Below are 23671 nucleotides of genomic sequence, written 5' to 3'. Positions count from 1 at the left end.
TCTTTGCTCTATTTTTGGCGATTAAGCTTTACCTTAAACCCTAAACCTTCCTAGCTTCAACCTCTGTTGCGTGTAATCCACATTCTTTTTTACTTTGATCTTCCCACCACCATCTTCCAGCTCTAAAATCTTCACCTGGGTTCACCGCTCTGGTACATGGCGCACAGCCAATACTCGGGAAACCCTTATCATGCAATGTGTTATAAACGATATTGTGCTCACTAATAAAACTCTTTACATCATCTAAAGTCCAATTAAATATAGGATGGAATTTGATCAGCTGATTGCCTTCATCCCATTCCATATCGTGCATATCTTCTCGGTTTATGCTTTGATCGGCACGAATACCTGTAACCCATATTTCATTGCCTTTTAATGCTCTTTTTAAAGGTTCAATTTTACGGATAAAACAGCATTCTTTTCTATTCTCTACCGATTCATAAAAGCTATTTGGACCTTTAGCATTTACCATATTCTCCAACAAATCCGTTTGTGGATAATAAGCGTGGATGGGTTTATTGTAAATTTCTAATGTACGGTTCCAAACATAATAAGTTTCTGTAAATAATCGCCCGGTTTCTAAAGTAAATACTTTAATGGGAATATTATTGGCAAAAATTAAGTGGGTTATGGCTTGATCCTCCCAACCGAAACTTGTCGAAAAAATAATCCGATTCGGGTATTTATCTGCCAAATATTTTAATTTATCAACCGTATTTAAACCTGAAATTTGTTCTCTTAATGCTTCTAATTCCATTATTAAATTAATTTTAGAATAAACAAAACTATACTGCGCAAGCTTACCAACATTACAATAATACCTACCGCAACCATAATTGTTTTTGCCGAAATTTTGTTGGATACCCTTGCCGCTATTGGCGATGCGATTGCACTGCCAATAACTAAGCCCAGAACGGCTTCCCAATGTTTACCACCCAACATAGTAAAAAAAGTTAATGAGCTTAAAGTTGCTATAAAAAACCTGCTAATTTTAACCGTACCCAAAGAGAATAAAGGGTGGCGACCACCGGCAATTAAGCTTGATAAAACGATTGAACCCCATCCACCGCCAAAGGCAGCATCAATAAATCCACCTACAAAACCTAACAAACCAATTCTTTTAATCTTTTGATCTGATTTTTTCTTTTTGATTTTAAAGGTCTTCATTAAAATAATAGCGCCCAAAAAGAAGGTGTAAATGGCAACAATTGGCTTTACGTAAGCGCTATAATGTTCTAAAGATGATAAAATATAAGCACCTAAAACAGCACCAATAATTGCAGGTAGAATTAATAGTTTAAAAAGTTTCCAATTAACATTACCCATTTTTAAGTGCATCCATCCGGCAATACCATTGCTCAAAACTTCAGAGATATGTATGGCCATACTCGCGGAAGCTGGTGGTAAACCCATTGCTAACGAAAAGGATGCTGTGGTTACGCCGTACGACATTCCTATTGCACCATCAATTAGCGCAAAAAGAAATCCGGCACCTAAAAACCAATAAAATAATGGATCGATGTGGATTAAAAACGTTTGGAACTCGGGTTCAGTTTGCCACAATGTTGTACCTATAACACCTAAAAGCAAAATGGAAGTTAACCAAATTAACCACCTGATGTTCCGTTCGGCAAAACTTTTTTTAGGACTTATTAAATTTTGAGTAACCTTATTTAATCTTTTAACTTTTGCAGAAAAATCTCCTTTCAGCGTTAATCGCAATGCACTCATATTTTGCAAAGTTTCATCCAGCTCGGCTGGAATTCCTTCATTTAAAATTTCTTTTAAACGCTTTGCAATCGTGGGCGATTTTCCATTTGTAGAAATGGCGATTTTTAAATCGCCTTTTTGAACAATTGAGCCCAAATAGAAATCGCAAAGTTCAGGTTTATCGGCTACGTTTATTAGCAAACCATTTGCTTGCGTAAGCTTTCGAATTTCTTCATTTAAAATGGTGTTATTTGTTGCTGCAAAAACGATATCAACATCGTTTAAATCAGAAACATCAAAACTTTTTTGCTTAACCTTTATTTGAGGAAAATTCGCTATTAGCGCATAAACATCATCGGTAATGGTTTCAGCAACAATTGTAATTTTAGCTTTTTGACTGTTGTTTACAATTGCTGTTAGTTTTTCTAAGCCGATATTTCCTGCACCAACCAATAATGTACGCAACTTATTCAGTTTTACAAAAACCGGAAAAAGTTGATTACCCTTCTCCTCTTCAGAAAAAGCGATTTCATTATTAGATAGATTAGGCAATACTTGCATATTGTTTTACTAATTTTTTAAATGATGGATGTAAAGAAACCACTTCGCCAAAAATTAAAAGCGCAGGTGCTTTTATAAGTTCCAACTGCACCAAACTTTCAATCGTTTCTACAGTGCCTACAACTAATTTCTCATCTGCTGATGAACCATTTTGAACCACTGCAACAGGCAGATTAAGCTTACCTGCTTCTTTAAAAATTTCTACAATTTTAGCTAATTTTTTTAATCCCATCAAAATCAAAACAGTTGCGCTAGATTGTGCTGCTTGATAAATATCTTTTGATACTTCACCAGAAGTTGTTGTTCCCGTAATTACCCAAAAGCTTTCGCTCAATCCACGGTGTGTAACGGGAATTTGTTGTAAACCAGGAACGCCGATTGAACTCGAAATACCGGGAATAACATCGACAGGAATATTGTAAGAAGTTGCATAATCCAACTCTTCATATCCCCTACCAAAAACAAATGGATCGCCACCTTTTAGCCTAACCACATGCCCGTAATTTAAGGCATAATCAATCATCAGTTTATTAATGGTATCTTGTGGATAAGAATGTTCGCCAGAACGTTTGCCCACATAAACTTTTATGGCTTCTGCAGGCGCATATTCTAACAATGCTTCGTTTGTTAGCGCATCATACAAAACCACATCAGCGTTTTGTAAGGCTTTAACACCTTTTAAAGTTAATAATTCTGGATCGCCCGGACCTGCACCTAAGAGTGTAATTTTAGCGGTAATATTTTTATGCTGTGTCATTTTTTTAATCAACTAATTTTACACTTTTAAATGCTTTAACCTTATTTAGAAAATCTTTTGCTTCTGCCACGTAAGCTTCGGCAAATTGTTGTGAAGGCTCGTTTTTGTTAATTTGCAATACAATTTCGCTAAAATTAGTTGCACCCAACTTGCTTGCATATTCCTCGTTAAAAGTATCTATAATACCAATTTGCGTGCTTTTGCTTATGCCATTATCTAGCAAAATGGCTTTTGCAGCGCTAATCATAGTATTGTAGCCATGGTATATTGCATCGGCCCACATGCCTTGGTCATAAGCTTCTACCGCCCAACCATATTTCTCTTCAGTTTCGAAAATTAAAGTTGCTACCAAATCAATTACCACACCTGCGCATTCTCCAACGCCAATTGCCCTGATAAAATCATCATTCTGTCCCCAATCCACAAAATCATTTGCGGTTAAGGTTTCTTGGTCGGCAATAGGCTTTAGCATTTGATAGAAATAATCTTTACCCATTGCATCATAATAATCTAAAAAGCTATTGTAAAATTCTTCCTTAATACTATAATCGTTCAAAATGGTGCGTAACACTTCTGGTGCTCTTTTGGATGGCACTTTAATTACCTTTTCCGCAGCTCTTCCTTCGCCATTTCCAACCGCTCCACCACCTAACAGAACCTGTACAGTAGGCATTATTTTACCTTTAACGTTCATAGAACTGCCATGAAAACCAATGTGTGCAATACCATGCTGACCACAACTGTTCATACAGCCACTAATTTTAATCTTAATTTCTTTGTTGTAAACAAAATCTGCGTATTCAGCGTAAATAACAGACTCGAGCACTCTTGATAATTCCATAGAATTGGAAATTCCTAAATTGCAGGTATCCGTTCCAGGACAAGTGGTTACATCAGCAACACTATTATGGCCGGGAACCGAAAGTCCCAATTCATCTAACGCTAAAAACAATGCGGGTAAAGCTTCGCTTGTTACATATTTGAGCATTAAACCTTGGTTAATCGTTACGCGAATATCATCAGCAACTAGCGGTTTAATTGCGGTTATAAATTTACGAGCAATTGCGGTTGACATATCGCCGGTTCTTACCTTTACATATACTCCGTTGTAACCTTCTTGTTTCTGTTTAAAAACATTCGTGCCCAACCAAACTTCGTAAGCCAATTGCTTATCCGTAGGAATTTCTAATGTAGTAGAAACTGGAACCGGAATACTTGGTTCATCTACAACTGTTCTATCTATTTTATAAGTTTTAACTTTAGTAGCAATTTGCTCTTCTGCTACCATTTTCACAAATTCATCGAAACCAACTTTGTTCAGTAAAAATTTTAATCTGGCTTTATTTCTATTTGTACGCTCTCCAAACCGATCAAACACACGTAAAACAGCTTCCGAAAAAGGGATAATTAAATCCTCGTGCATAAAATCTGTCACTGGCTGACCGATATAAGGCTGTGCGCCTAAACTTCCACCCAAAACAACTTTGAAACCTCTAATTTCTTCGCCGTTTTCTATTTTTACTTTCGGGATGAAACCGATGTCGTTAATAAATGAATAAGCAGTATCTTCTTCGCTTGATGAAAACCCGAATTTGAATTTCCGGCCAAGTTCCATACTTACAGGATTGCCTAAAAAGTATTTAAAAAAGCCATGCGCATAAGAAGATACATCAAAAGGCTCAGCAGCATCGATACCAGCAGCGCAAGATGCCGTTACATTTCTTACTGTATTGCTACATGCTTCGCGAATGGTAATGTCATCTTCAGAAAGTTTAGCCCACAATTCTGGGGTTTTATCTAAACTTACGTAATGGATTTGAATATCCTGACGAGTTGTGAAATGCAGGTTAGACGAAGCATATTCATCAGAAATATCGGCTATTTTTAACATTTGCTTAAAAGTAACTTTACCAAATGGAATTTTGATACGAACCATTTGCACACCAGGCTGGCGTTGGCCGTAAATACCTCTGGCTAACCTTAAACTTCTAAATTTTTCATCGTGTATTTTACCTTCGCGAAAAGCTCGGATTTTTCTTTCAAGATCAATAATCTCTGGAGCTACAACTGGATTTTCAAGTTCTGTTCTGAAACTTTGCATATATAACGTTAAATTTTCAAAAATCCTTTTCTGTAATTAGAACGGGATTAGCCTATTTTATAATTATCAAAAACGCGGTGTAATTAAGCTGGAGACCAGTAATACAACAACATTTCGACACATGGAATTTGTAATTCTGCAAATTCGACTGCCAAATATATAAAGTATATAGGAATAGTAGTTATTTTTTTATAACTTTCTTTCGTCGTAGATGAATTTCGATGATCCGGCGGAAAAGAAAAATGAAAAGAAAGAAAGTTTAAGTCCGTTTTGAGGTTAATATAATTGTCAATGAGCATTAACTAGAAAAGCGAAAATTTACAGTGTTTAAAAGACTAAATAATCTCCAAATTGAAATTTTTTATGCATCACTCAACAAGAAATACCTTTTAAGTATCTACAAACTTTCGAGTTTGAATTTAAGATCACCTTCTCTAGCAATAACATCGGCAATGCTTGTTTCTGCTAAAACTTTTAACGTGGCATCTCTAACATCAATAAAAGCGCTCCGAATACCACAAGTTTTCTCGTCTTCGCATTCATCACATTTGTGATAAAAATTTAAGCTTGCACATGGAAGCATGGCAATCGGGCCATCGGTAACACGCATTACGTGAACCAAAAAAATCTCATCTGCTTTTTTATTCAAGCTATAACCGCCTCCTGCACCCTTTTTACTATAAAGAAAGCCTGCGTTGCGTAGATCTAAAAGAATTTGCTCTAAAAATTTTTTGGGAATATGCTCTTCCTCTGCAATTTTAGAAATTTGCATCGGTGGGTTATCCGCATTTTTACCAAGGGCAACTAAGGCTTTTATGGCATATTTGGTTTTTTTAGATAGCATATATAATTACAAAGCTAATAAAACATAGCAACATTTAAAACATCATTAATTAAGCAATATTATTTTTTACTTTAAAAATTGAACATTAAACTTTTTTAAACAAAAAATATTATCTTACCATTCGAAATAGCCAAACCCTATGTTCCTAAACACCGGCATTTTTAATATTTCTCAGAAAAAAATAAGCAGAGAGTCCAAACTTTTTGCGGTGTTTTGTCTATGCTTAATTTTCATATCCATCTTAAATATCATAGCAGATATATTTTTGGGCATAACATGGATACTAAATGCGTATGTCTTATTTGGAATTATCGTGCACGGTACCTTTTATTACTACGCTTTAAAGGATAAGGTAACTGAGGAAGGAAGTTTATGGTATTTTATAGGCAACATTCTAAGTTTAATTCCCGCATGGTTTTTAAATGGTGGCTCTTTGGGTTCTACCCCATTCTTTTTCATTTGTTACTTAGCCATTGCCATGCTGGCTTTGTCAAAAAAGAACGATTTCTATTTCATTTATACATTTTTTCTTTCTATTGGCTTGTGTGTCATTTTGGAAAATCTGTACCCCAACTTAGTCGTTGCTCATCCTTCTCAAAAAGTTAGACACCTTGATTTGGTGATTTCTTTTATGGATATTTCGGTTATCATCATCGTTATGCTTCACAAGTTTAAAAGGGTGATTAGTTATGATAGGTTGATTTTGGTAAATAGCAAAAAACGACTAGAAAAATCGGAGCAAGATTTAATTGAGGCTAAAGAAATTGCTGAAAGTGCTACGCTTGCCAAATCTAAATTCTTAACAAACATGAGTCATGAGTTGCGGACACCTTTAAATGGGATAATTGGCGCATCACAGCTTTTAAAATTAACAAAGTTAGATGATGAACAATCCGATTTACTGAACATGCTTGAGGCCAGTAACGGCATACTCATAGAGATTATTAATGATCTGTTAGATATTTCTAAAATTGAGGCAAATAAAATGGAAGTTTACAATGTTCCATTCAATTTTAGAAGTTTTATTAAAGACACCAAAAACATTGTTAAACCACTTTTTAACAACACAAACATCAAATTAATTTTTGAAATTAGTGTTGATGCGCCAGAATTTATAATTAGCGATGAAATAAAGATTAAACAGATTTTAGTTAATTTATTAAGCAACGCCGTTAAATTTACAGATGCAGGTTATGTAAAATTAACCGTAAGTTACGTAATCAACGATATGCTTGTTATAGAGGTTATCGATACTGGAATTGGTATCGATGAGACGAATCTACAAAGTCTTTTCGAACCATTTTTTCAAGTTAAGCCTCAATACAACAAATTTGGAGGTGCTGGTTTAGGCTTAGTAATATGTAAAAAATTAACAGAAACGCTTGGAGGCCAAATAACGATAGCCAGCAAAATAAATTCGGGTACGACAATTAAAGTGGTTATCCCAGTAAAAAAGTACGAGCAAGTTGTGCCTCAGTCAAACCATCTTCTCGGCAAAGAACCTCATCAGGAATATCATCAAACACGCATTTTGATTGCTGAGGATAACGATTTCAACCTCATAATCATTTCAAAAATGCTCGAAAAAATTGGCTACAGCTTTGATATTGCGAAAGATGGATTAGAAGCCTTAGCTAAAGCGAAAGCCCAGCATTATGACATCATTTTAATGGATATGCAAATGCCTGAAATGGATGGATTAACAGCTACAATCGAAATTTTAAAAAAGTACACCAGCGAAAATCGACAAGCGCCAATCATTATTGGTTGTACCGCAAATGCCATGCAACAAGATAGAAATAGTTGTTTGGTTGCTGGCATGAAAGACGTGTTACCAAAGCCATTTACGCTTAACGAACTTAAATTAATAATGGCAAAATGGAGCACTCCTCATTCGGCTTAATCAATAAAGCGTAAAATTAAATATCATTAAGGTCAATCGGCAAAATATTTACGTTTTAAACTTAATTTCACGTCAAATTTTAAACACGATTTAAATGGCCAAAAAGCTCAGTTTATTACCTTTACTTTTAGCAACCTTTATTTTTTTGGCGTTAAGCACCTATACCATTTCGGGCTTAAGTTTTATATTTCACCTCCAATATTTTAGCCTCATTATTTGGCTATTCATCCTCGCACTCTCCGCCACACTCCTATTTTCCATTCAGCAATTCCGCGCAAAGGGGATGAATAAAACATTTCAAATTGCAAGTCATGCTTTTTTAATTGTGTTTGTGGCCGAAGTTGTATTTTCCATACTCTTGTTGCTGGGCGATATTTATCGGCTGATTTTGAGCCTCGCATCTATTTTTCAATCCAACGGTTTCGTTTGGTCGCCAAGAAATCCTTATTGGGTATATTTTGCATTTTTTATGCTTATCGTTTCTGTGGCCTTGTTTGCTTATGGCATAATTAAAGGGAAATATGCGTATAGGGTAGTTAAACACATTTTGTATTTTGATGATTTACCATTAAACTTTGATGGTTTTACAATTACCCAAATTTCTGATGTGCATGCTGGGAGTTTTACCGATGCTAAAGCTGTACAAAAAGGTATTGATATGATAAAGGCACAGAAAAGTGATTTATTTGTGTTTACCGGAGATTTAGTAAATAATAAAGCATCAGAAATTGTGCCCTACCTTAATCATTTCTCACAAATAAAATCTCCGTTCGGACAGTTTTCGATACTCGGAAATCACGATTATGGAGACTATACAACATGGCCGTCGGAAAAAGCAAAAGCCGATAATTTGCAACAACTTAAAAACTACCACAAAGATTTAGGTTTTAGGTTATTGTTAGATGAACACATCGAAATAATTAAGGGTACAGATAAGATGATTCTCGCAGGGATTGAAAATTGGGGAATTGGTTTTGGGGAACGTGGCGACTTAAATAAAGCACTTTTGGGTACTTCCACCAATGATTTTAAAATCTTGCTTTCTCACGATCCATCTCACTGGGAGGCACAGGTAAAAAATAATACTAATAAAATTCAGCTTTCATTGGCTGGCCACACACATGGTATGCAGTTTGGTATTGAGGCTTTTGGTATAAAGTGGAGCCCAGTAAAACTTCGTTATAAACATTGGGCGGGAATTAAAACCGAGAACGGACGATATTTAAACATTAATCGTGGTTTTGGGTTTTTAGGTTTTTCTGGCAGGATTGGAATTTGGCCCGAAATTACAGTAATCGAGCTTAGGAAACAGCAAGCATAAAGGAGTAAAAACTGGAGAGCAAAATTTAAATGACAAATTATTTTCTGTTTTAAAACTACTGCTAAATTAATGACGATTTGTGTTTTGATTTAATTGCAAAAATCTATTCTTAAATTTTGATGGGTATGAGATTTTGATTTTATATCTTTGCAGCATTGTTCCCGTAGTTCAATGGATAGAATTATGGTTTCCGGTACCATCGATATGAGTTCGAATCTCGTCGGGAACACACAAAAGCTTTAAAAATTATAAAAGGGCAATTCTCGTTTTGAAAATTGCCCTTTTTATTTAGTTGCTAATTTGCAACCACATTTATTTACGCCGTTCTATCGCGCTGTGGCTTTTTAGGGATATACTTTTTTGCTACCGGCTTATCTTCTGATAACTTAACCGTTAGCGTATTACCTTTAAATAATTCGCCATTTAATTGTTCTACAATATTTTTTGCGTCAGCCTCTTTCGGAATTTCCAAAAAAGCATAGCCTTTGCACTTTGCAGTAACTTTATCTCTAACAATTTTTATCGAATCTACGTGGCCATGGATACTGCACAGAATCGCTAAATCCATTTCATCAATTTTTTCTGATAAACCACCTACAAAAAGTTTTGCCATACATGCCTATATTTAGAATACCACTTATTTACACAATCATCCTCCCGCAACTTACGGATACGTAAAACTAATATAAATTAAGATAAAAATCAATATCCGAAACCGCAAGAAATGTTAAAATAGCTAAAAATAGTTACTTTAACTTATTTAAAACGAAGGGAAATCAAATCACCAAAAAAAAAAATAAAAAAAACCACTTTACTATTTATTTATTCTTACATTAGATTTATGGGCGATACAATGAATTTAATACTTGGGGTTACTTCTATTTTTGCAGGCATAGTTGTTTTTTACTCGATTTTTAGAACGGTATAAAAACCTTTTTTCTAACCAATTTTTGTTTTGATCAATAAATTGAAATCTATGGTTTCAACCTACATGTTTATTGATTAAATTTTAATTCGATTTGATAAATCGATATTCATATTATTGAGCCCTTTCGTCAAGGAGCTTTCTGCTCAGCGTGCTTCACTTTGTGTAAAAACATTAGTATTTATAAAAGTCCAATTTATTTTAATGAAAAAGTATTTTTTACTCGCCATTCTAACTACATATAGTTTAATTCTTCAGGCACAAACAACAATAATTCGCGATGCGGAGATTGATAAAATGGTAAAAGCTGTGCAACCCGATTCGCTGAAATCTTACATCACAAAAATGGTGTCATTCGGTACCCGAAATACGCTAAGCGATCAAAAAAGTAAAACGAAAGGAATCGGTGCTGCCAGAAATTGGGTAGTTGGTAAATTTAGCCAATTTGCGAAGCAAAGCGATGGACGATTAACTGCGTTTTTAGATACGGTAACCATTCCTGCCGACGGAAAACGGGTAGATAAAAACATCATTTTAGGCAATGCAGTTGCAATTTTAAAAGGAACGGATGTAAACGACCACAGGGTTTTTGTAGTAAGTGGCCATTTAGATAGCCGGGTTACAGATGTTATGAACCGCGAAAGTGACGCACCGGGCGCAAATGATGATGGTAGTGGTGTTGCCGGCGTAATTGAAGCTGCACGGATTATGAGCCAATATAAGTTTTCAGCAACCATTATTTTCGTTGCCGTAAGTGGTGAAGAGCAATCTTTATTGGGATCAGGCTTTATGGCCAAAAAAGCTAAAAAAGAAAATTGGAATGTCGAAGCCATGCTTAACAACGATATGATTGGAAACAACAACAGTAGTGGCACTAATATAATAGACAATACCCGCCTTCGTGTTTTTAGCGAAGTTTTGCCCAGTTTTGAATTAGAAAAAAACGCAAAAAATATTAGGCAATTTGGTTTAGAAAATGATGGTAAAAGCAGATTACTCGCTCGGTATGTTAAAGAAATTGCAGAGCGTTATGTAGATCAGTTAGAGGTGAAACTAATTTATAGAAACGATCGCTTTTTGCGTGGCGGCGACCACTCCCCTTTTGTAGAAAACGGATTTACTGCCGTTAGAATTACCGAAATGAATGAGAATTTCGATCACCAACATCAAGATTTACGCATCGAAAACGGCATTAAATATGGCGATTTAATGGAGTTTATGGACTTTGAGTATCTACGGAAAAATACTTGCGCCAACATTGCGGTTTTGGCCAATTTAGCAAAAGCACCATCCATGCCAACTGAAGTGAAGATAGAAGTTAAAACACTTAGCAACTTTAGCTATTTATATTGGAAAGCCCCGCTGAACGGAGAAGTAAAAGGATATTTTGTTTTAATGCGCGAAACCAGTAGCCCAGTTTGGGAAAAGAAATTTTTCACTACCGACACGGAAATAAGGCTACCTTACAGCAAAGACAATTATTTATTTGCCGTGCAAAGCGTTGGCTTAGCAGGAAATGAAAGCTTAACTGTTGTGCCGGAAATTGGAAGGTAGCGTTTACAAATGGTTAAATAATATTATAAAGCGAACCACCTGGCTCACCTAATTTATTTACTTTTTCTTCAATTTTCTCATCTTTAATTAATTCTGGTGCATGATGTGGTTTTTTACGGGCATCAATAACCATAGCGCCATTACAGCCCCAATGCTTATTTTTAGTAAAATCATCAATGCCATAAATATCGGCAGCCGGGTTGCTTCTCGTAAAGGTTACCCAAACAAAATTATTGATGGTTTTCGCTGTAAAACTAGCATCATCACATAATACTATTAAAGGCAAACCCGTTAAATCTTCATTTTTGAGCGTACTATTTAAGGCTTGTATTTCTAAAGCGGTCTGCTTCTCATCCTGATAAGGAGTTATTTTTATAGCCACAACACCGGGCATAACCATTTGCGGATTGGAAAACCCTTCGGGCAGTTTTAATTTAGTTGGAATAACTGACGATAAGTTTCTTTTTTTATCTCCTGCTGCAGCAATAACCACTTTCGAGCCTGAATTTAAACCACTTCCGCTATAATCTAAAGTATCAATAGTGGTATTGGTATAGAAATGAATATCGGTAGTTAAATCAATCCGCTCTAAAATATGCGTTAAAAATGGTTCAACATCGTGCGTACTTAAGTTTACATCATCCTCTTGTGCCGCAATAAAAAGATATTTTGCTAAACTTAACTGATTTTTACCAAGAATGTGATTAGCAATTGTTAAAATTTCTTGAGGTTTTCGACCACTCAAAAATGGCGTGTATCTTTCGCTCCCGATGGCAAATAATAAGGGATGTACGCCAGCTGCATCTACGGCGTTTACTTCTTTTAGTCCGTTTATTTCCTTCGGGATGGCAGAACCTGTAATTTCGTGAATAAGTGCCCCGAAACTAGTATCTTCTTGTGGTGGCCTACCAACAACTGTGAAACTCCAAATTGCATCTTTTTTATGATAAACGTTATGAACTTTCATCAACGGAAACGGATGTGCCAAACTATAATACCCCAAATGATCGCCAAAAGGCCCTTCTGATTTATTTTCGTTTGGATAAACGGTACCGGTTATAATAAAATCGGCATCGGCAGAAATACAGAAACCCTCATCATCATAAAAATAACGAAAACGCCTATTTCCCAAAGCACCGGCAAAAGTCAATTCTGATAATCCTTCGGGCAATGGCATTACTGCAGCCAAGGGATGCGAAGGCGGACCACCCACGAAAATACTTACTTTTAAAGGCAAACCTAAGGCATTTGCTTTTGACTGATGAACACCAATACCGCGATGAATTTGATAGTGAAGACCAATTTCTTTATCCTGAATATAATCATTACCGCCAAGTTGAATGCGGTACATACCAAGATTAGAAGCCATTACACCCGGCTTATCTACATCTTCTGTATATACTTGTGGCATGGTTACAAACGGACCACCATCCATTGGCCAATTTACAATTTGCGGTAAAAGATGAATACTCGTTTTTAAAAAATTCTTTTTTGCTGATGGCGTTTTCATTGGCAAAGCTGAAAGTGCAGACATTGCCGAACCCAAAGACTTAATTGGATTTTTGATCGCTTTTATCGGATCATTGCGAAGCTCTACCAGTTGTTGAACTTTTGGCAACGTATCTCTAAATATGAATTTTGATCTTTCTAGGCTACCAAAGAGATTTGAAACCGCTGGAAACGGACTGCCCTTGATATTTTCGAAAAGCAGCGCAGGACCATTGTTTTCAAAAACGCGGAGATGGATAGCGGCCATCTCTAAATATGGATCTACTTCTTCTTTAATTCGAATAAGGTGACCATTTTTTTCCAAATCTACAATGCACGCCACTAAACTTTTGTATGCCATGGTGCAAATATATAGAAACGAGGTTAAGGTTGAGGGTAAGACCAGGCTGATTCAACCTCAATCTTAACCTCGGCCTCAGTTTTAGTCTATTTTTTACCTGCAAATGATCTTAGCATCCAAGTATTTTTCTCTTTAAACTGCATAAAACGGTTTACCATATCATTGGAACCATCATCGCCTGCTTTATCTGTCGCCTCTAAAAGCTCACGTTCCATTTCAATTAATTTAGCCATATCATCCAATAGGGCGTCAACCATGTCCATATCATGCAAACCAATGGTATTAATTTCTTTTATTGATGATTCTTTAATGTAATCGGCAAAACGGCTATGAGGTGGTTTACCCAAGGTTAAAACCCTTTCAGCAATCTCATCTATAGTAAGTTGTGCGTTTGTGTACAATTCTTCAAATTTAATGTGAAGGGTAAAAAAGTTTTGTCCTTTAACATTCCAATGGCAACCTCTTAACTTTTGATAATGTATATGATAGCTTGCTAAGTAATCATTTAATAAATCTACAACAGGTTTAACTTGTTTTTCGTTTAAGCTTATTTCTTTAGCATCCATAATTTTATTTTTTTTATATGCTTGTTTAACAAACCAGAACATGGAAAGTTTCAAGAAAAAAACATTTAAAGCAATACCATAAATATCTGTTCGTTTATAATTTATAATATTCGAAAGTTGAAGTATGTAAAACTTTAGAAAATAGAAAAATAGTATTTTCATTTATCGATTATCATACTTCAAGCGGTTGCTAAAACCGTCGTTTTATAATATTATTCGTATAATTGCTTCCTTTGATTAAAAAAATTAATAAAAAATAATGCACAAAATATTCGCAACTACAGCACTATTATTTGCCCTAAGTACAATAACAGCAACTGTAAAAGCCAATGCCCTAATAGATTCTATCGGTGTAGAAAACCACAATGGAAAGAAAACAATCCTCCACCAAGCAACAGCCAAAGAAACCTACTACTCAATAGGTAGGCGCTATAATGTTTCGCCAAAGGATATTATGGCTTTTAACGACAACAAGTTTTTACAAATTGGGGTTATTATAAAAGTACCTACCAATTTGCCTTTTAAAACCGAGGTTGCTAAAGCCATAGTTAATCCCGAAACTGAAGATTATGTTGTTAAACCAAAAGACAACTTAAATGCTATTGCTGAGAAATTCGGTGTAACACTTGCAGACCTTAAAACGTTAAACAATTTAACAGGCAGTAATTTGCGAATTGGCCAGGTATTAAAAATTCCGGCGAAGGGCACGCCAGTTATTGTTGTACCAATTCCTGTTGAGAAAGGTGTTGCTTCAGTAAAAAATAACGAGGTTGCCAACGTAACGTTTGTAGATTATACAGTAAAGCCACGAGAATATTTAAATAAGATTGCTGAGAACTTTGGTACAACTGCCGAAGAAATTAAAAAAGCAAATAATCTTTCCTCTAATAGTTTACATATTGGACAAGTGTTAAAAATCCCCGCTGTTAAAAATATCGAAGATGCGGGATTAAGCCAAAAAACGCCAGATAAAGTTGCAGTCGAAGAAAAAAGCAAAGACGTTAATGGGAAACATATCGTTAAAGCTGGCGAAAATATTTTCTCCATCGCCCAAAAGTACGGGCTCACCGCTTATCAAATTAGAAAAGCAAACAATTTAGAGGATAATGTAATTACGGCAGGGCAAACTTTAAAAATTCCATCAAATATTACTATTGAGGTTCCTGCAACAAAAGAAAAAGTAGTTGAAGAAAAGAAAGTAGTTGAAGAAAAGCCTGTTCATAAACCTGTTAAGGAAGATGTTCCAGGTCCGAAAACAGATAGTTCTATCCACACAGTTGTAAAGGGTGAAAATATTTTCGTAATCGCCCAAAAGTATAATTTAACGGCTTACCAAATTAGGGTGGCGAATAACCTAACGGATAATACGATTACTGTTGGGCAAAAATTAGCTATCCCGAAACCTCCTGAGCCAAAATCGGTTGCTGAGGTTTCTAAAATTGAGCAAGATGGAGAAGTTGATAGCACATCTGTTAAAGACCCCAAACTTCGCCGAGATCCGAGTGTTTATGGTTTAAGTCAGATTGAAGAAAAAGGAACTGCAGTATGGATTTCTGATGCAGATTTAGATTCATCGAAAATGTTGGTTTTACACCGTACTGCACCAATAGGCAGGGTAATAAAAATTACTAACCCAATGACAAACCGTACAACATTTGCAAAAGTTGTGGGAAAATTTACTGAAAATGAATCAACAAAAGATGTTATAATTGTAATGACTAAGGCAGTTGCCGATTCTTTAGGCGCTTTAGATAAAAGATTTTTCTGTAATTTAATTTATAGTGCACAATAATGAGTTCGAATAAAAAACCTTTTATAATTGGTATTGCCGGCGGTAGCGGATCGGGCAAAACGTTCTTTTTAAACTGTTTTCTTCACCATTTTGTTCAAGATGAGGTGACGTTGGTTTCGCAGGATGACTATTACATTCCGGCAGGAGAATTAACGCAGGAAGAAAATAAATTGTACAATTTCGATCTTCCATCTACCATTGATAGTCAGCAATTTTTAAAAGATATTAAGCAACTTTTAAATGGCGAGGCAGTTTATAAAAAGGAATATAACTTCAATAATCCGTTGGCAGTGGTAAAAATTTTAGAAATAAAATCGGCACCTATTATAATTGTTGAGGGCTTATTTATTCTACACTTTAAAGAAATATCATCGTTGTTAGATCATACTATTTTTGTTGATGCAGAGGAAAAGGTGGCTTTGGACAGACGAATTAGACGCGACGGTTTAGAGCGTGGCTATTCCGAAGAAGATGTTTTATACAAATGGAACAACCATGTAGTGCCTGCTTATAATGAATATTTGCTGCCTTACAAAAATGAGTGTAACTTAATTGTACTTAACAATAGTAACGAGCCGGAAGATATTATTGGCATTACCGATCAAATATCCGTAGAGCTTCGAAATACGGTATTGGCTGGGATTTAATAGCTTTAGTATTTAACCACGGATAAACACAGATTGTAAGGATAATAATTTTTATCTCTAAACACCGCTAAACAACTTTTTTATTTAAGCTGAATGTTTCATCAAAAGAAATCGAATTAAAATCCGTTTAACATCCTTTTTATCTCAATTTTAGGTTTACCGAAATTCAAGAGCAAACCACAACGCTTACCACATGCAATTAAATAATTCATCAGTTGAGCCTGATGAACTTCGTTAAGATCTTTTACTGCTTTTAACTCGACAATGATCTCGTTTTCAACAAGTAAATCAGCAAAATAATCACCTACAACTTGTTTTTCGTAATACACTTGTAACGGATATTGTTTTATAACCGAAAGACCTGTCTTTTTTATTTCTATATATAAAGCATTTTCATACACTTTCTCCAAAAACCCACAACCTAACGTATTGGATACTTTAAAGGATGCGCCAATTATTTTTTCAGTTATTTCGTTTATGTCCATTATAGCTTAAGCAATTTCAAATACAATATCACGAATCTCAATTTGATAATAATAAAACCTTCTTTGCAAGCTTAATTTTGCATTTAATAAAACACCGATAACGTGTTTGAAAATAAACTGAATAACCAAAACCCTTATCTGTGTTCATCCATTTTATCTGTGGTTAATATAAAAACTTGTGGCAAACCTAAACCAACCCAACCTCCGTTAAAATACCTTCCATTTCCTGTTGCAACTTCAAAGCCTCTTCTCTTGCCCTTTCCGCAAAATCTTCGCCATTACTTGCATAAATAATACCTCTCGATGAGTTGATTAATAACCCACATTTAGCATTTAAGCCATATTTACAAACCTCTTTTAAATCTCCACCTTGTGCGCCAACGCCTGGTACAAGCAAAAAATTATTCGGCGCGAGTTTGCGTACATCGGCGAATGATGCACCCCTAGTTGCACCTACCACATACATCATTTGCTCATCACTTGCCCAAGCAGATGAAGTTTTAATTACTTTCTCAAAAAGCCTTTCGCCACCAATTTCTTGTAATTGAAAATCTGCATGACCTTCATTTGAAGTTAAGGCCAATAAAATAACCCATTTATTTTTAAAAGTTAAAAATGGTTTTACAGAATCTATTCCCATGTATGGCGCAACAGTAACCGAATCGAAACTCATGCCAGACGATGATTCATCAAAAAAAGTTTGGGCATACATAGCCGAAGTATTTCCTATATCGCCACGTTTGGCATCAGCAATGCTAAAAATATCTTTAGGTATATAATTCCATGTATCAATTAAAGTTTCCCACCCTTTTTTGCCATAACATTCGTAAAATGCAGTATTGGGTTTGTAAGCAACACACAAATCTTTGGTGGCATCAATAATTTGCTTATTAAATTCTAAAATTGGATTTTCGTACTTTAATAGGTGTTTTGGTATTTTATCGAGAGAAGAATCGAGACCAACACAAAGAAAAGAACGTTTTTTTTGTATCTGCTCAAAAAGCTGTTGCTTAGTCATAAAAGTGGCTTAGTTTATGCAAATATGAAGATTTTTAACTTTCTTTAAGAAAATAACAACGCTATTTTTAATATTTTTTTTAAACATTCGAAACTTTCTCTTGCAGATTACGTTTCAAATACATACAATTGCATCATAATTTCTCAACCGTTTATCTGAGTATCCAGAAAAATCCATCAAAACTTGTTTAGTTACTTCAATTTTTAATCGCATTTTTTTGGTCGTATTCAGTCAATAAACATTAATGAAACCATTTAAAATTTCTTGAAACATATATATTTCGAATGTTTAGTAAAACAGAATTAAATGAAAAGCTCACAGCAGAATTACGTGAGCTTGCTAAAAGTTATGGCATTGAAAGTGCCGACTCCTTAAGAAAAATTGACCTTGTTGAAGTACTTTTACATCAGCAGGAAATAGTAAAAGCAGCTAGCTCGAATGTTGGTCCTGACCCATACGCTGAGGTAGAACCCGTTGCAACACAAGCTGAACCTGTTACAGTGGCGAAGGTAAAAGTTACTAAAGCAGTGAAAGAGCCAAAGGTTGCGCCAACAAATGATGTTGCTTTAAGCGCAGAAAAACCTGCAAAAAAGAGAGCACGTTTGCACAAAGACGAACCATCGGCGCCAATTGAAAAACGCAGAGAATCTGTAACTTTATTTGATGAGCCGCAACATCAAAACCATCAACAACAGGAAGCAAAACAGCCTGAAAAAGTTGAGGAGAATAAAGAAGCTACAAAATCAATTTCTGCTTTAATTCAAGAAAGTGCAGAGCCTGTTGCGCCAGTACAAAAAGTTCGTTTAGAGCAAAAAGAAAAGCCACAGCGCGAAGACAATCGTCCGCAGAAGCAACCCGGAGGCGGAAATCACCATAAAACAGAAAACAGTTATTCTAATTTAGATTTTGAAAATGTAATTACCAATGAGGGTGTTTTAGAAATAATGCCCGATGGTTATGGTTTTTTACGTTCTGCAGATTACAATTACCTAACTTCTCCTGATGATATTTATGTATCGCAAAGTCAGATTAAGCTTTTTGGTTTAAAAACTGGCGATACCGTTAAAGGCAGTATCCGTCCACCAAAAGAAGGCGAAAAATATTTCCCTTTGGTAAGGGTAGAAACTATAAATGCACGTACACCAGCAGATGTTCGCGATCGCGTTCCGTTTGATTATTTAACCCCACTTTTCCCGACAGAAAAATTAAATTTATTTACGGATAATAGCAACTATTCTACCCGTATTATGGATTTGTTTACGCCAATTGGAAAAGGGCAGCGTGGTTTAATTGTTGCGCAACCAAAAACTGGTAAAACTAATTTATTAAAAGAGGTTGCCAATGCTATTGCCAAAAACCATCCAGAGGTTTATTTAATTATTTTATTAATTGACGAACGCCCAGAAGAGGTTACGGATATGGCTAGAAGCGTGCGAGCTGAAGTTATTGCTTCTACTTTTGATGAGCCTGCCGAACGCCACGTTAAAATTGCCAATATTGTTTTAGAAAAATCTAAACGTTTGGTAGAAAGTGGCCACGATGTGGTTATTCTATTAGATTCGATTACACGCTTAGCCCGGGCATATAATACTACTGCACCCGCATCGGGTAAAATTCTTTCTGGTGGTGTAGATGCAAATGCTTTGCACAAGCCAAAACGTTTCTTTGGTGCAGCACGTAACATCGAAAATGGTGGTTCGTTAACTATCTTAGCAACTGCTTTAACCGATACAGGCTCTAAAATGGACGAGGTAATTTTCGAAGAATTTAAGGGTACTGGTAATATGGAATTACAGTTAGATCGTAAATTATCTAACAAACGTATATTCCCTGCTATTGATATTACTGCATCGAGTACACGTAGAGATGATTTATTATTGGATAGAGATACGCTACAACGGGTTTGGATTTTGCGTAACCACTTAGCAGATATGAATAGCCAAGAAGCTATGGAATTTGTACAAGCGCAAATTAAAGGCACAAAGAGCAATGAAGAATTTTTAATTTCGATGAACAGCTAGCAGAGTAGTAAGTTATACGTTGTAAGTTTTAAGTTGCTTGTCAATTACTTATAACGTATAACTTAACACTTAAAACTTTTAAAATGAAAAAGCACATACCTAATGCAATTACTTGCGCAAACTTATTTTCGGGTTGTATAGGCGTTGTTTTCGCCTTTAAAGGAGAATTGCAGATTGCAGCTTATTTTGTTTTACTTTCGGGTTTATTCGATTTTTTTGATGGTATGGTTGCTCGATTGCTGAACGTAAAATCAGAAATTGGCAAACAATTAGATTCTTTGGCAGACATGGTAAGCTTCGGTTTTTTACCGGGGGTGGTAATGTTTCAACTCTTAAAAACCAGCGATTATCCATCTGAATACTTGCCTTACTTAGGCTTTATTATAACGGTCTTTTCTGCGCTACGTTTGGCAAAATTTAATATTGATGAAAGACAAACAGAAGATTTTATAGGGTTAAACACACCGATGAATACGTTATTCATTGTTTCATTACCGTTTATAGCTGTCGATTATCCTTCGATTATTGGGTCAACTTTAATTTTAATCGCCACAATTTTAATAACCAGTTATTTATTGGTTAGCGAGATTAAAATATTTTCGATGAAATTTAGCGATTTAAGTTGGGGCAAAAATAAAATGAAATTTATTTTCCTAATGCTATCTGTCGTTATGATTGCATTCTTAAAATTCGCAGCAATACCTTTTGTTTTAGTGGCCTACATCGCCTTATCAATTATCCATTTTCGAGGTATTAAAATGAATAGCGACTCTTAACTTTTGGCTAACAAAAGCAACTTGGTTTCTTCCAATTGCACATAAATTCGTTCGAGCGCATGCTTAAATAATTCTACTAAAGATTTGATTTCTTCGATCGAATCTCCATTTCTCGCACCGAATTCTATTTTTTCGACAATTTCTTTCACATCAGCCCTACCCACGTAAATTAGCGTTGGTTTTATTTTATGTGCACAGTTGCCAACCTTTTCCAAATCTTCGCGCAACAATGCAGATTCCAAATCGGCCATATAAAATGGTGTTTGGTCAATAAAAGTATTAAAAACCTCAATCATAAATGTAGGATCATGTCCAACCATTTCTGAAAGATATGATAAATCTAAGGGCTGATTATCATAGTTATTCTGCATAGAAAAGCGAATTAATGTTACTAGTGAATTTTTATAACGTTTAAGTCATCCAATATATTACAATTTAGTTCAAAAATTGTCTTTTTTAATATCGGATGAATTACGTTTGGTGCAATTTCTGCTAAAGGCTTCATTACAAATTTACGGTCTTGCATATAAGGATGTGGAATATTCAATTTACTTTCAATATTTATAATTTCCTCTCCAAACAATATTAAATCAATATCAATAAGGCGCTCGCCCCATTTTTCTAGTCTAATCCTGCCTAATTTTTCTTCAATATTTAAAGCTTTCTCCAACAGTTCGAGTGCGGTAAGTTGCGTTTCAATAGCAACGGCTTGGTTTAAAAATGCAGGCTGATCTGTTTTGCCCCAAGCAGCAGTTTCATAAACAGCCGACTGCGCAATAATTTCGCCCGCATCCTGCGCTAAAAATGCAATCGCATCTTTTAAATTTTGTACTCTATTCCCTAAGTTACCACCTAGTAACAAATAAGCTGTTGTGTTATCTAAACTCATATATTATGCGTCATCAATTTTTATATCTTTACAAAATAAAATTAAAACATTTAAATGAGAGAATTTTTTAAATATGTATTTGCAACAGTTGTAGGTTTTGTGTTATCTATTGTAATTATTGGGGTTTTGTGCTTTGTAATTGTGGTAGCCGCTGTTTCATCCATGAGTTCAGAAAAAAGTGTTGCAGTAAGCAGCAACAGTGTGTTATATTTAGATTTAAACCAACCCATTACCGAGCGTACGCCAAAAAATACTTTCGGCAATTTACCTATAATTGGTAATGGTGGCAAGGAAGGTATTGGATTAAACGATTTACTAAAATCCATCAGTAGGGCAAAAAACGACGATAATATAAAGTGTATTTATATTAATGTAACGAGTCCGAATACCGGTTTAGCCACCATGCGCGAAGTTAGAAACGCCTTAATCGACTTCAAAAAATCGCACAAACAAATCATTGCTTATAGCGAAGTTTATACGCAGGGTGCTTATTATCTTGCTTCCGCAGCAGATAAGGTTTACCTCAATCCACAAGGCTCATTAGAGTTTAAAGGCTTTAAATCTGAATTAACTTTTTTTAAAGGTACTTTAGAAAAAGCTGGTGTAGAAATGCAAGTTATCCGTGTTGGCAATTATAAAAGTGCCGTAGAGCCCTACATTTTAGATAAAATGAGCGATTATAACCGTACTCAGGTTACCGCTTATGTTAACGGCTTATACAATACTTTTCTTACCGATATTGCGCAATCAAGAAATGTGCAAAAAGACAGTTTATATGCAATAGCCGATGATTATAAAATTCAAAAAGCACAAGATGCGGTAGATTTTAAGTTGGTTGATGGACTGATGTACAAAGATCAGATTTTAGATGAACTTAGAAAATTATCAGGCCGTTCTAAAAAAGAAACCATCCGCTCGGTAACTATAAACGATTATGCAACAAGCAACTCTGATAAAGAAACGGGAGAAGATAAGGTTGCAATTATTTATGCCAGTGGCGAAATTTCTGGTGGCGAAGGCAACGACAATCAAATTGGATCTGAACGCATATCAAGAGCGATTAGAAAAGCCAGATTGGATGACGATATTAAAGCAATTGTGTTGCGTGTAAATTCTCCTGGTGGCGATGCTTTAGCTTCTGATGTAATTTGGAGAGAAGTGGTTTTGGCCAAAAAGGAAAAGCCAGTTATTGCCTCTTTTGGAGATGTTGCCGCATCTGGCGGATATTACATCGCATGTGCAGCAGATAGTATTTTTGTACAGCCAAATTCTATTACAGGTTCTATTGGCATATTCGGCCTCATACCAAACTTTCAAAATTTGTTAACGAATAAACTTGGCGTTACTTTCGATGGTGTAAAAACCGGCAAGTATGCCGATATAATGTCAACTAATAGACCAATGACAGCAGGAGAAAAATTTATCATTCAAGGTGAATTAAATAGGTTTTATGATGGTTTTATCACTCGCGTAGCGGATGGCAGAAAAAAAACCAAAACTTATATCGATAGTGTTGGCGGTGGCCACGTTTGGGTAGGAACAGATGCCGTACAAATTGGTTTAGCAGATAGAGTAGGCAGTTTTAACGATGCCATTAAATCTGCAGCAAAAAAAGCGAAACTAAAAAATTATAAGGTTGTAGAATACCCAGAAGTTGTTGACCCAATTAAGTCGTTACTTACCGATGGTACCGATAAAGTAAAAACTTATTATGCTAAGCAAGAACTAGGTGATAATTATTTACTATATCAACAAATTAAAAAGGTAATGGGAAGCTCGGGTATGCAAGCAAGGATGCCTTTTGAAGCGGTGATAAAATAAATTTATTTATTTCCAAATAGCTATCAATCAAATATGTATAGTGCAATATTTACGTTGATTTAAATTTCAAAGAAGTCAAGTTTTTTAAACTTGACTTCTTTTGTTTTACACTGAACTAAAACTTAGCTAAA

Annotated in this window: 20 protein-coding genes and 1 tRNA gene; 9 read left to right on the top strand and 12 right to left on the bottom strand. The window is 35.3% G+C overall.

Annotated features, from left to right (window positions below):
* Positions 1–40: 40 nt before the first annotated feature.
* The 5 genes from EZJ43_RS07055 to EZJ43_RS07035 form a co-directional block, all read right to left on the bottom strand.
* On the bottom strand, positions 41–757 hold the full coding sequence (locus tag EZJ43_RS07055) for a phosphoadenylyl-sulfate reductase (protein ID WP_133261971.1): 717 nt from the start codon (positions 755–757) through the stop codon (positions 41–43).
* 2 nt (positions 758–759) lie between these two features.
* Complete coding sequence (locus tag EZJ43_RS07050) at positions 760–2271, bottom strand: TSUP family transporter (protein WP_133261970.1); 1512 nt, start codon at positions 2269–2271, stop codon at positions 760–762.
* A complete protein-coding gene (gene cobA, locus EZJ43_RS07045) occupies positions 2255–3028 on the bottom strand; it encodes a uroporphyrinogen-III C-methyltransferase (protein ID WP_133261969.1) in 774 nt (257 codons plus the stop codon). The genes EZJ43_RS07050 and cobA overlap by 17 nt, the downstream gene beginning before the upstream one ends.
* A gap of 4 nt (positions 3029–3032) precedes the next feature.
* Entirely contained in the window at positions 3033–5129 is a 2097-nt protein-coding gene (locus EZJ43_RS07040; RefSeq protein WP_133261968.1) for a nitrite reductase, read from the bottom strand.
* A 397-nt stretch (positions 5130–5526) separates the two neighbouring features.
* Positions 5527–5973 carry an RrF2 family transcriptional regulator gene (locus EZJ43_RS07035; RefSeq protein WP_133261967.1) on the bottom strand — a complete coding sequence of 149 codons (447 nt, stop codon included), beginning with the start codon at positions 5971–5973 and terminating at the stop codon, positions 5527–5529.
* Positions 5974–6286: 313 nt separating this feature from the next.
* Here EZJ43_RS07035 and EZJ43_RS07030 point away from each other — a divergent pair, with 313 nt between their 5' ends.
* From EZJ43_RS07030 to EZJ43_RS07020, 3 genes are all read left to right on the top strand, one after another.
* On the top strand, positions 6287–7876 hold the full coding sequence (locus EZJ43_RS07030) for an ATP-binding protein (RefSeq protein ID WP_165953096.1): 1590 nt from the start codon (positions 6287–6289) through the stop codon (positions 7874–7876).
* A gap of 94 nt (positions 7877–7970) precedes the next feature.
* Entirely contained in the window at positions 7971–9197 is a 1227-nt protein-coding gene (locus tag EZJ43_RS07025) for a metallophosphoesterase (protein WP_133261965.1), read from the top strand.
* Between the two features lie 157 nt (positions 9198–9354).
* Positions 9355–9426 (top strand) — tRNA-Arg (locus EZJ43_RS07020).
* Positions 9427–9513: 87 nt separating this feature from the next.
* Here the strand turns inward: EZJ43_RS07020 and EZJ43_RS07015 are convergent.
* Positions 9514–9810 (bottom strand): RNA recognition motif domain-containing protein, encoded by a 297-nt coding sequence (locus tag EZJ43_RS07015; RefSeq protein WP_133261964.1) that lies wholly within the window; start codon positions 9808–9810, stop codon positions 9514–9516.
* A gap of 516 nt (positions 9811–10326) precedes the next feature.
* Here EZJ43_RS07015 and EZJ43_RS07010 point away from each other — a divergent pair.
* The gene (locus EZJ43_RS07010; protein ID WP_207924580.1) at positions 10327–11676 is read left to right on the top strand and encodes a M28 family metallopeptidase; all 1350 of its coding nucleotides are present in this window, start codon (positions 10327–10329) and stop codon (positions 11674–11676) included.
* Between the two features lie 13 nt (positions 11677–11689).
* Here the strand turns inward: EZJ43_RS07010 and EZJ43_RS07005 are convergent, their stop codons facing one another.
* On the bottom strand, positions 11690–13525 hold the full coding sequence (locus EZJ43_RS07005; protein WP_133261963.1) for a UbiD family decarboxylase: 1836 nt from the start codon (positions 13523–13525) through the stop codon (positions 11690–11692).
* Between the two features lie 86 nt (positions 13526–13611).
* The gene (locus EZJ43_RS07000) at positions 13612–14091 is read right to left on the bottom strand and encodes a Dps family protein (protein ID WP_133262025.1); all 480 of its coding nucleotides are present in this window, start codon (positions 14089–14091) and stop codon (positions 13612–13614) included.
* 259 nt (positions 14092–14350) lie between these two features.
* Between EZJ43_RS07000 and EZJ43_RS06995 the strand changes: the two genes are divergently transcribed.
* Positions 14351–15883: a LysM peptidoglycan-binding domain-containing protein gene (locus EZJ43_RS06995; RefSeq protein WP_133261962.1), complete on the top strand. Its 1533-nt coding sequence runs from the start codon at positions 14351–14353 to the stop codon at positions 15881–15883.
* On the top strand, positions 15883–16530 hold the full coding sequence (locus EZJ43_RS06990; protein ID WP_133261961.1) for a uridine kinase family protein: 648 nt from the start codon (positions 15883–15885) through the stop codon (positions 16528–16530). Before EZJ43_RS06995 ends, EZJ43_RS06990 begins: the two co-directional genes overlap by 1 nt.
* 116 nt (positions 16531–16646) lie before the next feature.
* Here EZJ43_RS06990 and EZJ43_RS06985 read toward each other — a convergent pair whose 3' ends face one another.
* Both EZJ43_RS06985 and pyrF read right to left on the bottom strand, forming a co-directional pair.
* Positions 16647–17015 carry a GxxExxY protein gene (locus EZJ43_RS06985; RefSeq protein ID WP_133261960.1) on the bottom strand — a complete coding sequence of 123 codons (369 nt, stop codon included), beginning with the start codon at positions 17013–17015 and terminating at the stop codon, positions 16647–16649.
* 187 nt (positions 17016–17202) lie between these two features.
* A complete protein-coding gene (pyrF, locus tag EZJ43_RS06980; protein WP_133261959.1) occupies positions 17203–18033 on the bottom strand; it encodes an orotidine-5'-phosphate decarboxylase in 831 nt (276 codons plus the stop codon).
* A gap of 284 nt (positions 18034–18317) precedes the next feature.
* Between pyrF and rho the strand changes: the two genes are divergently transcribed.
* Both rho and pssA read left to right on the top strand, forming a co-directional pair.
* Entirely contained in the window at positions 18318–20054 is a 1737-nt protein-coding gene (rho, locus tag EZJ43_RS06975) for a transcription termination factor Rho (RefSeq protein ID WP_133261958.1), read from the top strand.
* 83 nt (positions 20055–20137) lie between these two features.
* Entirely contained in the window at positions 20138–20830 is a 693-nt protein-coding gene (gene pssA, locus EZJ43_RS06970; RefSeq protein WP_133261957.1) for a CDP-diacylglycerol--serine O-phosphatidyltransferase, read from the top strand.
* Here pssA and EZJ43_RS06965 read toward each other — a convergent pair.
* Together EZJ43_RS06965 and folK are read right to left on the bottom strand one after the other, a co-directional pair.
* Positions 20827–21201, bottom strand: a complete 375-nt coding sequence (locus EZJ43_RS06965) for an Hpt domain-containing protein (protein WP_133261956.1) — start codon at positions 21199–21201, stop codon at positions 20827–20829. The genes pssA and EZJ43_RS06965 overlap by 4 nt on opposite strands.
* Positions 21202–21221: 20 nt before the next feature.
* Positions 21222–21719, bottom strand: coding sequence for a 2-amino-4-hydroxy-6-hydroxymethyldihydropteridine diphosphokinase (gene folK / locus EZJ43_RS06960; protein WP_133261955.1), 498 nt, complete (start codon positions 21717–21719; stop codon positions 21222–21224).
* A gap of 54 nt (positions 21720–21773) precedes the next feature.
* Between folK and sppA the strand changes: the two genes are divergently transcribed.
* Positions 21774–23540 carry a signal peptide peptidase SppA gene (gene sppA / locus EZJ43_RS06955; RefSeq protein WP_133261954.1) on the top strand — a complete coding sequence of 589 codons (1767 nt, stop codon included), beginning with the start codon at positions 21774–21776 and terminating at the stop codon, positions 23538–23540.
* Positions 23541–23671: the final 131 nt, after the last annotated feature.

This window comes from Pedobacter changchengzhani (assembly GCF_004354365.1).
GTDB lineage: Bacteria > Bacteroidota > Bacteroidia > Sphingobacteriales > Sphingobacteriaceae > Pedobacter > Pedobacter changchengzhani.
The sequence above is the reverse complement of the archived record's forward strand: the minus strand, read 5'-3'. Positions and strand labels throughout refer to the sequence as shown.